General features: G+C 55.6%; 15 protein-coding genes. 8 read left to right on the plus strand and 7 right to left on the minus strand.

The genetic code is table 11. From position 1 onward, the window contains the following. Positions 1-32: 32 nt before the first annotated feature. A complete protein-coding gene (locus ABLO27_RS07860) occupies positions 33-1,127 on the minus strand; it encodes a quinone-dependent dihydroorotate dehydrogenase (protein WP_353031858.1) in 1,095 nt (364 codons plus the stop codon). Then, positions 1,124-1,468, minus strand: a complete 345-nt coding sequence (locus tag ABLO27_RS07865) for a DUF952 domain-containing protein (protein WP_353031859.1) — start codon at positions 1,466-1,468, stop codon at positions 1,124-1,126. The genes ABLO27_RS07860 and ABLO27_RS07865 overlap by 4 nt, the downstream gene beginning before the upstream one ends. Before the next feature lie 241 nt (positions 1,469-1,709). Here ABLO27_RS07865 and ABLO27_RS07870 point away from each other — a divergent pair, with 241 nt between their 5' ends. The 3 genes from ABLO27_RS07870 (at position 1,710) to ABLO27_RS07880 (ending at position 5,818) form a co-directional block, all read left to right on the plus strand. Next, positions 1,710-2,606, plus strand: a complete 897-nt coding sequence (locus ABLO27_RS07870) for a hypothetical protein (protein WP_353031860.1) — start codon at positions 1,710-1,712, stop codon at positions 2,604-2,606. Between the two features lie 209 nt (positions 2,607-2,815). Then, positions 2,816-4,792 (plus strand): methyl-accepting chemotaxis protein, encoded by a 1,977-nt coding sequence (locus ABLO27_RS07875; protein ID WP_353031861.1) that lies wholly within the window; start codon positions 2,816-2,818, stop codon positions 4,790-4,792. 222 nt (positions 4,793-5,014) lie between these two features. Further along, positions 5,015-5,818 (plus strand): pyrroline-5-carboxylate reductase family protein, encoded by an 804-nt coding sequence (locus ABLO27_RS07880; RefSeq protein ID WP_353031862.1) that lies wholly within the window; start codon positions 5,015-5,017, stop codon positions 5,816-5,818. Between the two features lie 68 nt (positions 5,819-5,886). Here the strand turns inward: ABLO27_RS07880 and ABLO27_RS07885 are convergent, their stop codons facing one another. Then, the gene (locus ABLO27_RS07885) at positions 5,887-7,545 is read right to left on the minus strand and encodes a lysine--tRNA ligase (RefSeq protein WP_353031863.1); all 1,659 of its coding nucleotides are present in this window, start codon (positions 7,543-7,545) and stop codon (positions 5,887-5,889) included. 257 nt (positions 7,546-7,802) lie between these two features. Between ABLO27_RS07885 and ABLO27_RS07890 the strand changes: the two genes are divergently transcribed. Continuing rightward, on the plus strand, positions 7,803-8,174 hold the full coding sequence (locus tag ABLO27_RS07890; protein ID WP_353033491.1) for a tellurite resistance TerB family protein: 372 nt from the start codon (positions 7,803-7,805) through the stop codon (positions 8,172-8,174). 80 nt (positions 8,175-8,254) lie between these two features. Here the strand turns inward: ABLO27_RS07890 and ABLO27_RS07895 are convergent, their stop codons facing one another. Next, complete coding sequence (locus ABLO27_RS07895) at positions 8,255-8,797, minus strand: cytochrome b (RefSeq protein WP_353031864.1); 543 nt, start codon at positions 8,795-8,797, stop codon at positions 8,255-8,257. 163 nt (positions 8,798-8,960) lie between these two features. Between ABLO27_RS07895 and ABLO27_RS07900 the strand changes: the two genes are divergently transcribed. Both ABLO27_RS07900 and ABLO27_RS07905 read left to right on the plus strand, forming a co-directional pair. Then, complete coding sequence (locus ABLO27_RS07900; RefSeq protein ID WP_353031865.1) at positions 8,961-9,833, plus strand: LytTR family DNA-binding domain-containing protein; 873 nt, start codon at positions 8,961-8,963, stop codon at positions 9,831-9,833. A 128-nt stretch (positions 9,834-9,961) separates the two neighbouring features. After that, positions 9,962-10,366 carry a hypothetical protein gene (locus ABLO27_RS07905; RefSeq protein ID WP_353031866.1) on the plus strand — a complete coding sequence of 135 codons (405 nt, stop codon included), beginning with the start codon at positions 9,962-9,964 and terminating at the stop codon, positions 10,364-10,366. Between the two features lie 16 nt (positions 10,367-10,382). Here the strand turns inward: ABLO27_RS07905 and apaG are convergent, their stop codons facing one another. Then, the gene (gene apaG / locus ABLO27_RS07910; RefSeq protein WP_353031867.1) at positions 10,383-10,784 is read right to left on the minus strand and encodes a Co2+/Mg2+ efflux protein ApaG; all 402 of its coding nucleotides are present in this window, start codon (positions 10,782-10,784) and stop codon (positions 10,383-10,385) included. Between the two features lie 164 nt (positions 10,785-10,948). Between apaG and ABLO27_RS07915 the strand changes: the two genes are divergently transcribed. Next, positions 10,949-11,566, plus strand: a complete 618-nt coding sequence (locus ABLO27_RS07915; RefSeq protein WP_353031869.1) for a CDP-alcohol phosphatidyltransferase family protein — start codon at positions 10,949-10,951, stop codon at positions 11,564-11,566. Between the two features lie 12 nt (positions 11,567-11,578). Here the strand turns inward: ABLO27_RS07915 and ABLO27_RS07920 are convergent, their stop codons facing one another. Then, positions 11,579-12,463, minus strand: a complete 885-nt coding sequence (locus ABLO27_RS07920) for a LysR family transcriptional regulator (protein WP_353031870.1) — start codon at positions 12,461-12,463, stop codon at positions 11,579-11,581. A gap of 98 nt (positions 12,464-12,561) precedes the next feature. Here ABLO27_RS07920 and ABLO27_RS07925 point away from each other — a divergent pair, with 98 nt between their 5' ends. Continuing rightward, a complete protein-coding gene (locus tag ABLO27_RS07925; RefSeq protein ID WP_353031871.1) occupies positions 12,562-13,182 on the plus strand; it encodes a LysE family translocator in 621 nt (206 codons plus the stop codon). Positions 13,183-13,193: 11 nt separating this feature from the next. Here the strand turns inward: ABLO27_RS07925 and ABLO27_RS07930 are convergent, their stop codons facing one another. Beyond that, complete coding sequence (locus tag ABLO27_RS07930) at positions 13,194-13,979, minus strand: Stf0 family sulfotransferase (protein ID WP_353031872.1); 786 nt, start codon at positions 13,977-13,979, stop codon at positions 13,194-13,196. Positions 13,980-14,180: the final 201 nt, after the last annotated feature.

Raw genomic sequence — 14,180 nt, forward strand, 5'->3', positions numbered from 1 at the left:
ATGCATGGCCATCTTCTGGTGCTTCAACAGCGCTAAACTGCCTCGGATGCCCACGCTTCGACATTGACGTCCCGCGCCTCGCGCAAAGAACCCAGGCCGTGTTCGTCAAGTTTCGATGCCAATCCGGTAACAATCTCTTCGATTAAGGCCGGACCCTTGAAAACGAGTGACGAATAGAGCTGAAGCAGATCCGCGCCGGCCGTGATCTTGGTCCAGGCCGTTTCGGCACTATCGATGCCGCCCACTCCGATTATCGGCAAGTCCGGCCCGGCAAGCTTTCGGGCACGTGCCAGCATGATTGTCGACTTGCGGAACAAAGGGCGTCCTGACAATCCACCTGCTTCGGAAGCAGGTCCGGCCCCACTCAGACCTTCCCGGTCGATTGTCGTATTGGAAACGATCAGACCCTCGACATTCTTGGCGAGGACTTCCTCGACTATGTCATTCAGATCTTCATCCGCCACATCCGGCGCAATCTTCAACAAAACCGGCACGTGGCGGCCAAGCTTGCGGGTGCATTCGTCCCTGGCGGTGATTACTCCGGTGAGCAGTTCCGCAAGTGCCGACCGCCCCTGCAGATCTCTCAACCCGGGCGTGTTCGGTGATGAGATATTGACCGTGAAATACGACGCCATGTCGGCAAATTCATAGATACCGGAAACATAATCGGCCACCCGATCTTCCGCATCCTTGTTGGCCCCGACATTGATCCCAACGATACCAGTCAATCTGGCGCGAGCGTTCAGGCGGCGGCGCAGGGCCGCGTGCCCTTCATTGTTGAAACCGTATCGATTGATAACACCCTGATCGGCGGGAAGGCGAAACACGCGTGGTTTGGGGTTTCCGGGTTGGGGTCTTGGTGTCACTGACCCAACTTCTGTAAATCCAAATCCAAGATTGAGAAGCGCATCGGGAACTTCGCCATTTTTGTCGAACCCGGCAGCCATGCCGACGGGATTTGGAAATGTCAGGTCCCAGAGCTTGATCGAAAGGCGCGGATCTACCCCAGTTCCACTCCCAGGAAGCAGACCGGACTTCAGCGCCAGAACAGTCATTCGGTGCGCGGTTTCCGCATCCAGTTTCTGAAGACCCTTCAGGGCTGCGTTTTCAAGCCAGCGCAGTGTCATTGACCGAGCTCCGGAAAGAGGTGAGTTCCATCGCCGGATAACGGCAGGTCCTTCACCCATAATGCAGAGGCCGGATCCAGGTCGGCATATAAATGAGGAAACAGCGCGCCACCGCGAGATGGTTCCCACTTGAGCTGGTCTCCAAGGGCGCTGTCATCAAAAGCCGCAATCAGGAGGTCGGGAATGTTGGCAAAGTGCTTTGAGGCCGTCTCGCGCACCTGTTCAGCGCTGGAAAAATGAATGAACCCGTCTGCCAGATCGACCGGCGCTCCCTTGAACACACCTGCTTCAACAGCCTCCTGCCAGAGGGACCGTGGGACAATCTTAAAAATCAGGGTCATGTGTGCACTCAGTTCCAATCACTCGTCTATCCCGACCGACTGCTATTGATGCAGCCAGCGCCGAACTTGCGCGCTCACTACTACCCAAGAGGGTCACGTGGAACAAGTTGAGCAGCGCTTCTTTTGCGGAAGATTGACGATTTGGCAGGGAAAAATCGGCACAGCTTTGAATTGAACTCTCGGAATTCCAAACAACAGCCCGTATTATGTCGAAGAGCCAGCAAAGACGAGTGACCCCGCAATGAAGCTCCGGCCGCTTTTGGTGCCCGTAATTCTACTGACCGTCTCCTGCGGTCTTGTTGCCTGGCTGTTGCTGAGCGATCCACCTGAGCCCACCGATGAGAGCATCGCACAGGCAAAGCAGCCGGGAACGTTCGCGGAAACTGCGGTAGACGAAGAGGTACCCCACCCACCCAAATCCCAGAACCAGGAAACAGCCTCCGCTGCGCCCCTGCCCGGCAACATCCGCAATGTCTCGCCGGACGGTGTTTCGGCACCCAGGGTCACCGGCAACCTGAAGCGCATCGAACCTTCCAAGCGATACCAGGAACTGAAGGATCCACCCGTTGAGCCTATCCCGGACGGACCGCTTCACCTGCGCCGCGTGCAGGTTCTGGACAGTGGACACATAAAATCTGACAAACTGACGGTAACACTTGCCCATATCGTGCCGCTGGCACGTGAAGAAACCTGCGTTTCCCGGCTGGGCGGAACCTGGCCCTGTGGCGCGCGAGCGCAAACGTTTCTCAGAGGCCTGATCAGACAGTTCAAGGTGACCTGCAAGAAGATCGAGGAACTGGGTCCGCAGCACATACTTGCATCTTGCTGGAGAGGCAAATTCGACCTGAGCTCGCGACTGATCCGCTATGGCTGGGCCGATCCGACAGCTGACGCGCCTCAGGAGTTGGTAGAATTGGCGCTTGCCGCCAGGGAAAAGAAAATCGGCAAGTGGCAGTCAGAATGGCTCACGGAACTTCCTTCCTCCAGCTGGGACAGCGATCCCAACGCTCCCTTGCCAGGTCTTGAAGAGCTCGCTCCGGAGATCGTCGAATGGAGTCTGCAGACCGATCCCGAGCAGCCATCCGACGACGGGCTCAGCACAGATCCGGGGCTACTGCCCGGCTCACCGCTTCAATAGATCCGCGGCATTTGTAAGCTCAAAGCATCGTGCAATGGCAGCAACCTGACTGCTTTTGCACGTTGTTACGGCTTGCCCCTGCCACCACCAATACCAAAGTATACTAGGATTTATACGTATGAGTTTACTCAACTATTATTAGAAGTTTATTTACACAGCAGGCTCAAATTCAATCCACACCCCCCCACCCGCCTCACGAGCCACCCAAAATGCACGCAACTTATAATAAAAAAACAGTAGAAACCGACAATATTACAAAATATATCAAGTTTATGTCGGCAACTGGAAGTAATACCACGTCCGCACAGAAGGCCTGGAAGTCCCTGCAGCCCGCGCTTCCTGAAATTCTCAACCGCTTTTACGACGACCTTCTTTCGCTGGACGAGCTTCGTGAGAAGATGGGTCGCAACAGCCAAAATACTTCTCCGCTCAAAGGCGCCCAGACAAAGCATTGGGACTATATCTTCAACAACGAACCTGATCTGGAGTTCGTCGGACAGGCTGCTCGCATCGGACAGGCGCATGTTCGTATAGGACTGAAAGCGGAATGGCTGATGTCCGCTTTTGGCAGACTGCTGAACGAAGCCATCCCGGTGATCGTCAAGAAGCACCGGTTCTCTCAATCGGCGATGATCGACACGCTTCAGGCAGTTGTCACGCGTTTTTTCCTGGACATGATCCTGGCGCAACGGGCCTTTGAATCCGAGCAACGTCAGATCGAGGAAGTGGAAGAGCGCGAGACAGTCGGCCTGATCAATCTGCGCACCACCGCAAACACCATATGTGAGCTCAACGAGCTGGTCATGGCCATGGCACTGCTGTCCCGCAACACGAAGGAAGCCAACGCCAACAGCCAGTCGATCTCAACGGCGGCAGACGAGCTTGTGGCATCGATCGGACAGATTTCGGAAAACAGTGAAGGCGCTGCAGAGGAAGCGAATTCCACCAACGGCGCAGCCAAGGATGGGCTGACCAAGATGGCAGCCGTCTCCGAAGCGATCGGGGACATTGCGTCCACATCGCAGCAGACCTCCAGGAGCCTGACTGACCTGAACGCGGCTGCCTCGCAGATCAGCGAATTTCTCTCGGTCATCCAGTCCATCGCCGACCAGACCAATCTCCTGGCGCTGAACGCCACGATCGAGGCGGCGCGCGCGGGGGAAGCGGGCAAGGGATTTGCCGTCGTTGCCTCGGAAGTCAAGACGCTGGCATCGCAGACCGGCAAGGCTACGGAAGACATCGCGAAACGGATCGAAGCTTTGACCGAGGGCATGCAGACCATTCAGTCTGCGATCCACAGTTCGGAAAGTGCGATCAAGAACGGCGAAGATGCCATCGGGTCCGCCAACGAAATCATGCAGTCGATCGACGGCATGGTTGGCAACGTTTCGGAACGCGTGACCCAGATTACCGAGATCCTGCACCAGCAGAAGGAAGCCAGTCACGAAATTGCACAAAACGTGTCCAACGTGGCTGAATCCAACCGGAACACAGATCTCCAGCTCACCGACATGCAGAGAATTCTGCGTGAAAGCAACAACCATTTCGGCGAGAACGCAAAGACGTTCTACGACGAAGACTCCGACAAATCGCTGGTTGAGATGGCCCGGATCGACCACGTTCTGTTCAAGAAGCGAGTTGTCGATACCGTGACAGGCCACGATGACTGGACGTCGTCCGCCATGCCTGACCACCATCACTGCCGCCTCGGCAAGTGGTATGATGGTATCAAGAACGACAAGATCCGCTCTCACCCCGCATTCAAGAGCCTCGTTCAACCGCACAAGACGGTCCACGACGCCGGACACCGCGCCTTGAGCGCCGCAGAAGACGGCAGGCTGTCGGACGCGTTTGAAGCTCTCGCGGAGCTCGACAAGGCAAGCAACGTGGTCGTGGAAGGCCTCAAGCAGCTTTCTGTCGCGATGGACGAAGAACTCAAAGACGCGGAGCCCCGCCAGTCCCCAAGACATTCTGCTTCCGGCGCGGCGGAAGTGCACCTCAATGGCAGTTGCCAGACCGTGGAAGTGGAAAACGTGTCCCGAACCGGCATTGGTGTGAAGGGGCTGGAAGGCAGCGAACCGGGCAAGACCGTCAGCGTGAACTTTCAAGGCAAAGAGCGTCTTGGCCGTACGGTCTGGTCAGACGGTGACACCACCGGCGTTCAGTTCTTCGGCGACAGCAAATAGACCAAATCTGAACGCCACAAGGTGAATAAAGACCGCGTCCAATCGGATGCGGTCTTTTTTGCGTACCCAAGACAGCTTTTGGGTCCCGTCATTGTGACCGTTTGGAAATGACGAGACGGCGCCGATTGATCGGTTGCCTTTCCTGCCGAACCACATGTTTCATATCCCCGTAAAGCGGGATCGTCTAACGTTGCCTCGGGATGGTTGAAATCGGAGCAGGCTATGTCTGAAAATCTAAAGGTTGGAATTGTCGGTGGCACAGGTCAGCTTGGAAGCGCCTTGGCTCTCTGCTGGCTCGAGAGCGGCATCCTGGCGCAGGCAAACCTTTGGATTTCCAACAGATCGGGTCGGACGTCTGTCTTTGAAAAATGGCCCGAGGTGAATTGCACGTCGTCAAATCAAAAACTGGCAGACAACTGCGACGTGATCATTCTTTCTGTTCCACCGGCACTCTCCGGTTCTATTGGAATTACTGTTCCCGACAAACTCGTAATTTCAGTTATGGCCGGAGTTTCGCACGAGCAGATATCGGTATTGACGGGATCTCGGAAAGTGGTCAGAGCAATGTCCAGCCCTGCTGCCCGTAGGCGGCTGGCCTATTCTCCCTGGTTCTCACGATCTGAACTGTCCTTTGGGGACCGCGAACACGTTCGGTCATTGTTGTCAGCGGTGGGAGCCTCGGACGAGGTTCCGGAGGAAGATCAGATTGAAACCTTCACTGTTCTAACCGGTCCGGTTCCCGGATTCGCTGCTTTCTTTGCTGACTGCATGGTTCAATACGCGATCACACACAGCATAACTCCAGAAATTGCAGAAAAAGCCGTCAATCAGCTCCTTTTTGCAAGCAGCCAAATCATGTCGGCGGAAGAGCGGTCACCCGCCACATATGTTCAGGAAATGGTCGACTACAAGGGAACGACTGCAGCAGGACTGCTAAAGCTGAAGGATCTGGGTGTCGCCCAACTCATTGCCGAGGGACTCGAAGCCAGCGCCGACCGTGTACGCACCATCGCTTCAGATAACTGAACTGAAGCCGATAAAAAAATGAAGGCAGGGGCCTGCCCTGCCTTCATTCATTCGCATGAATGCGAGTTTCAGACAGCCAGCTCGCCGGCCAGAGCCTTGCGGATCATCTCGCGGGTCTCGGCGATGCCGTAGAGCGCAACGAAGGAACCGAAACGCGGTCCTTTTTCCTGACCGAGCAGCAGCTGATAGAGAGCGGAGAACCAGGCTACGGAAACACCCGGACCGCCGTCCGGACCCTTCTTTTTCGGGTCCTGATACCGTTCGATCGCGCGGGCAACGTCGAGGACGGCGTCCTGAATGGTCGCACCGTCCGCGTCCGCAGGCAGTTCCGCAAGCTTCGCATCAAGCTGTTCCAGAGCTGTCCGCTCGACATCGTCCGGCGTCTTGAAGGACTTCATCGGCTTGACGAAATCGTCGAAGTAGCGGATCGCATAGCCTACCAGCGCATCCAGTTCCGGATGGGTTTCAGCAGTTACACCCGGTGCATAGCGGGAAATGAACGCCCACAGAACGTCCTTGTTTTCCGCGTTCGACGCCGACACCAGGTTCAACAACATGGCAAACGGCACAGGCATATCGATCTTCGGAATGTTACCGGAGTGGATATGCCAGGCCGGGTTCTGCAGCTTCTGCTCAATCGGCATCTGATCGTATTTCTGGACAAAGGTGTAATATTCGTCCACCGCCTTCGGGATGACGTCGAAATAGAGCTTCTTGGCTGTTTTCGGCTTCTGGTAGTTATAAAGCGCGAGGCTCTCCGGCGCGGCATAGGTCAACCACTCATCGATGGTCAGGCCATTGCCTTTCGACTTGGAGATCTTCTCACCCTTCTCGTCCAGGAATAGCTCATAGACGTAGTGCTCCGGAGCCTTGCCGCCCAGAATGTTGCAGATCTTGTCGTAGATCGGCGCATTGGTCATGTGATCCTTGCCGAACATCTCGAAATCGACGTCAAGTGCAGCCCAACGCATGCCGAAATCCGGCTTCCACTGCAGCTTCACCTTGCCGCCGGTCACCGGCACCGTGATGTCCTCGCCAGTCTCATCCTCGAAGGTGATCGTTCCGTCCTTGGCATTCACATCCTTCATCGGCACGTAGAGCACACGTCCGGATGCCGGCGAGATCGGCAGGAACGGCGAATAGGTTGCCTGGCGCTCTTCCCCGAGGGTCGGCAGCATCACGTCCATGATCTTCTGGTACTTCTCGGTCGCCCGGATCAGCACATCATCGAATTTGCCGGACTTGTAGTACTCAGTTGCACTGGCAAACTCGTATTCGAAGCCAAACGTGTCCAGGAACCGGCGCAGCATGGCGTTGTTGTGCGCGGCAAAGCTGTCATAGTCGCCGCCGAACGGGTTCGGTACAGCGCTCAGCGGCATTTGCAGATAAGGCTCAAGCGCCGCGCGATCCGGAACGTTCTCCGGGATCTTGCGCATGCCGTCCATGTCGTCGGAGAAGCAGAGCAACCGGGTCGGGATTTTGTCTTCTGTCAGCAGGCGAAAGGCTGTCCGCACCATGGTCGTGCGCAGCACTTCGCCGAACGTGCCGATGTGCGGCAGGCCGGACGGCCCATAACCCGTTTCGAACAATACCGGTTTGCCCGGATCCCGTTTTTCGATCCGTTTGACCAGTTTTCGCGCTTCTTCAAACGGCCACGCTTTCGATTTTGTGGCCGCCTCGACAAAGTCTTGCGAAAGGTCAAGCGGAGGCAGGGATTGATCGGTCATGTTCGAATATCGTTCTGTTGATTTGAATGGAAACGAAGCAACACCGGCAGGTTTTCATGCCATTTGGCCGTATGCTGCGGCGCGACACTAGAAAAGCCGGAGCCCGCAGTCAATAAATTGTCGCAAGTCCGTGACTTGAAGCTTCAGCGTCAACCCTTTACACCGTTCGTTCAAATTGCCTTGAAACCGGCATAACTGGAGTTTGAATAGTGTCTAACAATGAGCCGATCAGCGTTCAGGAAGCGCTCATCTATGTCATGGTCATCGTATCTGCATCCGACAATTCAATGACCGACAACGAACTGGCCACTATCGGCGACATGATCAAGATGCTGCCTGTTTTCCAGAACTATGACGGCAACAAGATCATTCCGGCGGCCCAGCGCTGCGGCGACATCCTCCAGGAAGACAACGGTCTTTCCCTGGTGCTGGAGCTGGTTGGTGACGTCCTTCCGACGAAGCTTTACGACACGGCCTACGCGCTTGCGGTCGAGGTCGCTGCAGCGGACCTGCATGTCGAACAGGAAGAGCTTCGTATTCTTCAGTTGTTGCGCGACCGCTTCAGTCTCGACAAGCTGACGGTGGCTGCCATCGAGCGCGGTGCTATCGCACGTCACCGGACGGTTTGAACGAAATCCTGGGTGCCCTGCAGGCATCCGCAGGTTGAAGAAATCAGGCGGAGTTCGAGTTGAACTCCGCCTGATTTGCATTAGCGGAAGGTCATGCGGCTCATGACATCGTGGCCGTCGACCCATTTGTGCTTCACAACCGCTGCGATATGAACGACCGCCACGAACAGCATCAGGTATGCAAACAGTTCATGCAGAAGCTCTGATGCATCCTCGACGTTCAGTGTTCCCAACATTTCCATGGTTGGGAAGATCTTGGGCATTGCCACTCCAAACCAGTGCACGCCGTGGCCACCAAAGTCACTTTCCGCCCATCCGACGAGGATCACGAGGGCTGGCAGGAGATAGAGTGCAAAGTGCCCCAGATGCGCGCCAAGTTTTTCCCAAGCCGGAAACTCTGCCGGCAGCGCGGGCGGCGTGTTGAGCAACCTGATTCCGATCCGCAGGATCAGGAGAAACAAGAGCGTCACACCGATGGAAATATGCAGCCCGAACAGCTGCTCTTCCAGGGCAGTGTCTTCCGGGACGATATTGGCCATTGCAAAGCCACTCACCCACATGAACAAAAAGCCTACGGCCATAAGCCAGTGCAACACACGGGCCGAGAAAACGTAGCGATCCATTTGACCTCCAGTTGGTCGGTTGATTTTGAGCGAGAACTGGAGACTGCGTCTTGAAATGGCCACTCAAAATACGCCAAAGATCGGGCTACCGCGTGAGCGGAAGGTTTCAATTCGCGAATGGTCGCAGGTCGACCGTTCGCGAAGATGCTGGTAACTTCGAAAAATGATGACGAGCGATCCTTCATCAACCGGCCTTCACCGGCTGGCAGTGGTCAAAAACATTGCTCTGACGGCACTCGTCGGCACCTGTATCGCGATGGTGCTGGAGCCCGATCACACGGCCGGGCTGCCGATCCTCGTGGCTTTCGGATTGTGGTTCACACATTTCTTCTTTGCAGCCGGGCTTTATCTCGTCTCGGTGACGCTGGCCATGAAAGCGGGACTTACCGAGTTACGTGCGCTGATCGTGTCAGTACCGCTGTTGCCATTCCTGTTTGCTCCATTCTCCCTTCTCCTGGATCATGGTTTCGGGAATCCCGACGAAGAAGCTCTCACCTTGTCCAGCTTCCCGGCGCTTTATCTGGATGAAGTGGTTGCGATTGCTCCGCTGATCTTGCTGCTGGCGGTCATCGTGGCTTTCCTCTTCCGCCGGGAGGCCAGGCAAAATCCGGAAACCGTAAACGACGTCTCTGGAGCTTCCACCAACACAGTTCATCCGGCTCCGCCGAAACTGAGCGATCTGATGGAAGGTGTTTCAGCAGATCTTGGCGAGGACCTCATCAGGATGGCCGCGCAAGATCACTATGTTGAAATCGTCACTAGCCAGGGCCGCGCTCTCATAACCGAAAGATTTTCAGATTGCGTTGAAAAGCTTGAACATCTCAACGGTTTGCAGTGCCACCGTTCCCACTGGATCAATCTTTCGCACGTCAAGAATGTCGAGCGTTCGGGCAGTGCCTACAGCTGCCTGATGACCAACGGAGACCGGATACCGGTCAGCCGCCGTCGGTGGTCGGACCTGAAGAAGCAACGCGCAGCCGACAGCTTTTCTACGCCTCCAGCAAACCTGACGACAAATGCTGCACCAATTCGTTAAAATTTGAGTAACCTTTTTTCCGCTCCGTAAAGATTTGCCGCCCTATGACCATGCCGGGGAGCAGCGTCTCCAAAACTATCGAGTGTCGCAAACGCCGAACCTGGCGCTGCGGGGTGTGGAGACCGGGAATGAGCAATTCCTCTTTCGGAAGTCACGTCAGTGTGCGTTACCCGCTGAGGCGGCATCGACAGCAAGTCGCCATTCAGCAAAGGGCTGCGCAACGCGCCCGGCGCGTTATCAATGCCCCACAGCAGAAACCGGTGAATTGGGGTTTCCGCATGCTGATCGCACTCAGTGGATGGATGTTTGGCGTAATGGCCGATTCGCTCGTGATGTTTGCCGAGGATCATTTTCACCTCGCCAAGGACCGCGACCCTGATCTTTTTGCATGGGTGCTTGGTACGGGATTTGCCGGACACGCGATCTACGTGCTCTTTGCAGCGCTCTTTGTGACACTGCTTACGGCCTTTAATCGCCAGAAGTGGATTCTCTGGCTTCTCATTGGATTTGTCGGCGGCCTCGCGAGTATCTAAAGGCCCGCCGGCACTCTCAGTTCAGGCTGCGGATAGCATCCGGCAGATCAAGGGAAAAAGCCGGGATCATCACTTCGAAAAGCGTTCCGTCGGGCCGCTCCATGGAATAAGAGCCGGCCATGATGCCGTTGTCGGTTGAAAGCGGACAATGCGAAGAATATTCGTAAGTCTCGCCGGGCTCGATCACAGGCTGTTCACCGACGACCCCTTCCCCGCTCACGACTTCCGAGCGGCCGAGACCGTCGGTAATCTGCCAGTAGCGCGATTTCAGCTGCACAGGCTCGGAAGTGCCGTTATGGATCTCCACCATGTAGGCCCAAATGAACTCGCTTTCCTCCGGCTTCGATTCATCGTCCAGATAAAACGGTTCAACAGAGACTTCGATCCCATCGGTAGTGGCGCTATAACTGCCGGACACGGTTGTTCCTTTGCTTTCAGGCTGGAGCTTGTACGCTTCGATCCTGTTCTTTCAGGTGGGGCTTATAGGGCGAATGACGTAAGCGTGAAAGAGACTTACTTGTGATTTCCGGAAGGATTTTGCATGTACAGCGCTGAAATTTACCAGAACCAAGTGTCCAATCCATGCTCGATGCCTGTCTGCGCCCTCTGATAGACCCACCTTTGAACCGGATGGGGCGGCACCTGGCAAATGCCGGCATAAGCCCCAATAGTGTCACTCTGGTAGGATTTGTACTTGGTCTGGGAGCTGCAATCTCAATTGCCCTTGGTGAATTTCTGCTCGGATTTTTTCTGATTGCGCTGAACCGATTTGCGGACGGGCTGGACGGAGCGGTCGCAAGAGCCGTCGGGAAAACCGATCTCGGTGGCTACCTGGACATCACGCTCGACTTCTTCTTCTATGGTGCCATCCCGCTTGCCTTTGCAATCCAGAACCCGGAAGCCAATGCGCTGCCGGCAGCAGCGCTTCTTTGCAGTTTTTATGCAAACGGCTCCGCCTTCCTGGCCTTTGCGATCATGGCTGAAAGACGTGGCCTTTCCACTGACAGGCAAGGCAAGAAATCGCTCTACTATCTCGGCGGTCTTGCTGAGGGTACCGAGACCATTACCCTGTTTCTGCTGATGGCACTGTTTCCGGACTGGTTCGCGGTTCTTGCGTGGGTGTTCACTGTCGTCTGTCTGATTTCCGCCGCCTCGCGAGTGCTGATTGGCGTGAAATCTCTCGACCGGAACGACGGCTGATTTGAGAAAGCGCTAATAGTCGAAACGTGAGCAGAATTTCCAGAACCTATCCACTGCGGTTGACCTTGCGGATTTCTCCTTGCGAACAAACCCGATAGACCTCGGCGCTTCAGGGTGCAGCGGCAGGGCGCGATAGTTGCCCGACCCTTCCGGCAGAGCCAATTCCGCAATGACTGAAACGCCCAGTCCGGCCTCAACCAGCGCCAAAATCGAATTTATCTGAAGAACCGTGTGCACCGTTCGTGGTGCCTGACCTGCAGCGGCGAACCAACGTTCCACCAGCGGACCGCTGCCTCCCTTGGTGAGAATAAACGGATGAGCAGCCAATTCGGCAGCGCTTACGCTCGGTTTTTCAGCCAGTGGATGGCCGGTCTCCAGGATCGCGACAAGCTTGTCAGTCGCGACCGGAATGATGTCGAGCCCATCGTCCTGCGGAACCGTCATGATCGCCATATCGACAATTCCGTCCTCCAGCATCTGTTGCAACTCCCCATCGGGAAATTCAAGAATTTCAACCGAAATGCCCGGGTACCTCCGAGCGAACGCGGCCAACGTTTTCGGCAGAATCTGGAAGCTTGCGGAAGAGCCAAAGGACCCGAGGCGGACGGCGCCCAAACGGTTGTTTGCAGCTTCATCCAGGTTCTGGAGAACCTGTTTTTGCAACAATCCGGCTCGTTCGGCATAGTCGGCAAGCATTTGCCCTTCGTCCGTGAGGTTCAACGGTCTCGCCCCCCGCTGTAACAACGGCATTCCAAATCGTCTTTCCAACTGGGAAATCCCTTTGCTGATGGCAGGTTGGCTCACGTTGAGCGAACGCGCAGCCTCGGAAACGCTGCCCGTTTCCAGGATCAATTTGAGAGCGCGGGCGATTGTCAGGGGAATGTCGGTCTCATTCATGAAAGAACTCAACGTTATAACTTCAGGTTATTTTTTTATGTAACACATGTCTGAGAATTATCGCGCATCTTAATTCCCTCTCCTTCCGGATTCGCTTCATGTCTCTTGAAATCTGGCTCGCCTTCGTCGCAGCTTCCCTGATCCTGACCGTCACTCCCGGCCCCAGCATTCTTCTGGGGGTCGTTCACTCGCTCAACTACGGCACAAGGAAAACGCTGTTTACAGCTCTTGGCGACATCTTCGCCAACATGCTTCAGATGCTGCTCGTCGCAGTGGGGCTCGGTATCGTGATCGCCAGTTCCGAACTTGCATTTCAGGTGATCAAATGGGCAGGCGTTCTGACCCTGATCGACATGAGCCTACGCCTTTGGCGCTCGGAACCACGGCTGGATGGCTTGCAGACTGGCGCTGCAAATGCACGCCCGGTACGTTTATTCGCATCCGGTTTTCTCGTAGCATTCGGCAACCCTAAGGCACTGATTTTCTTTACTGCGTTTTTTCCGCAGTTTATCGATCCCTCAGCCAACCTCACGCATCAGTTGATGGTCATGTGTCCGACCATGGCCGTGCTGGATTTCACCTTCGTCATGCTTTACGCGGTCGGCGCCAAGCGGCTGCTCGGCTTTCTGCGCAGTCATCCCAAGGTCCTGAACAGATTGAGTGGCGCGGCCTTGATGAGTGCCGCCGGTTTCATGGGCACACTTGCCAGAGGCGGGTGACCGCCTGTCCGTTAAACGTTGCCTTCACGCAGCTCCATTGCAAACCTGTCAATCCACTCCCGGTTGGTCGCATCAGACAGTCTGGCCACAGGAGGCGCAATTCCCTGCGCCGCCTCGTGTTCAAAGCCAAGAGCATCGAAAATGCGTATCAGAACGGCTTCCGGGTCTGAAGAGAGTTCGTCATAGGTTATTCGCAAGGGATCAATCCGCTCTGCGGAAAACCAACGCGCCCACTCTTCTTCATAAGTGTTCATTTGCCGGAAGTGGCTGGCTATCTGCTCTGCGTCATAGACGGGATCCCGGGGCTCGGAAAGCCGTTCCAGTTCCGTGCCGTCGGCGGACCTGTGCCAAAGGCCGGATTGAGTGGCCTTCACAAAGGAGACTGCCTGGGCAATCTTGTCTTTGCGCGTCAGGTGAATGAACAGGGTCCTGCCAAAGGCCGCTTCGATCCGGGCACGATCGGTCGACAGTCCAGGATGCAGGATTTCCAGTTGCCTGGAAAAGAAGTCAAAGCTCTTTCTTTGCATCCTAAGGGCGAACATGCCCGTTCCGTTGGTTCCCAGCTCTTTCGCAGCCTTGAAGACCGCTTCCAACCGCTGAAGGTCACTGGAAAATTCCTCGGCAGAAAGGTCGTACGACTTCAGCCATTTGTCGAGCGAAGGTTCATGAAAATGAGAGTTCGGATTTCCCGCTTTTCCTGTTGCTGCAAGAAGCTTGCACAACAAGGTGCTGCCACTGCGCGGCGAAGTGCAGATCACCAATGACTGATAATTCGTCTCTGGTCCGGTCGAACTCACACCTTCTCTCCATCACCTATGGAAGCATAGGCTCTGTTTACAGAAACCATGCAGGCGAAATTCGAATGGCACAGCATTTTAGGGTTGCATAGCTTTAATCCGCGAACTCGACACATCAATGGGCGCTGAGTGGCGCAGGAGCAACAGTTCCGCGCCTCACCCGAAGGCCTGGACGTTGGTGCAGCGATGGTTCATCAAAGC

This window comes from Roseibium sp. SCP15, assembly GCF_040329435.1.
Lineage (GTDB): Bacteria > Pseudomonadota > Alphaproteobacteria > Rhizobiales > Stappiaceae > Roseibium.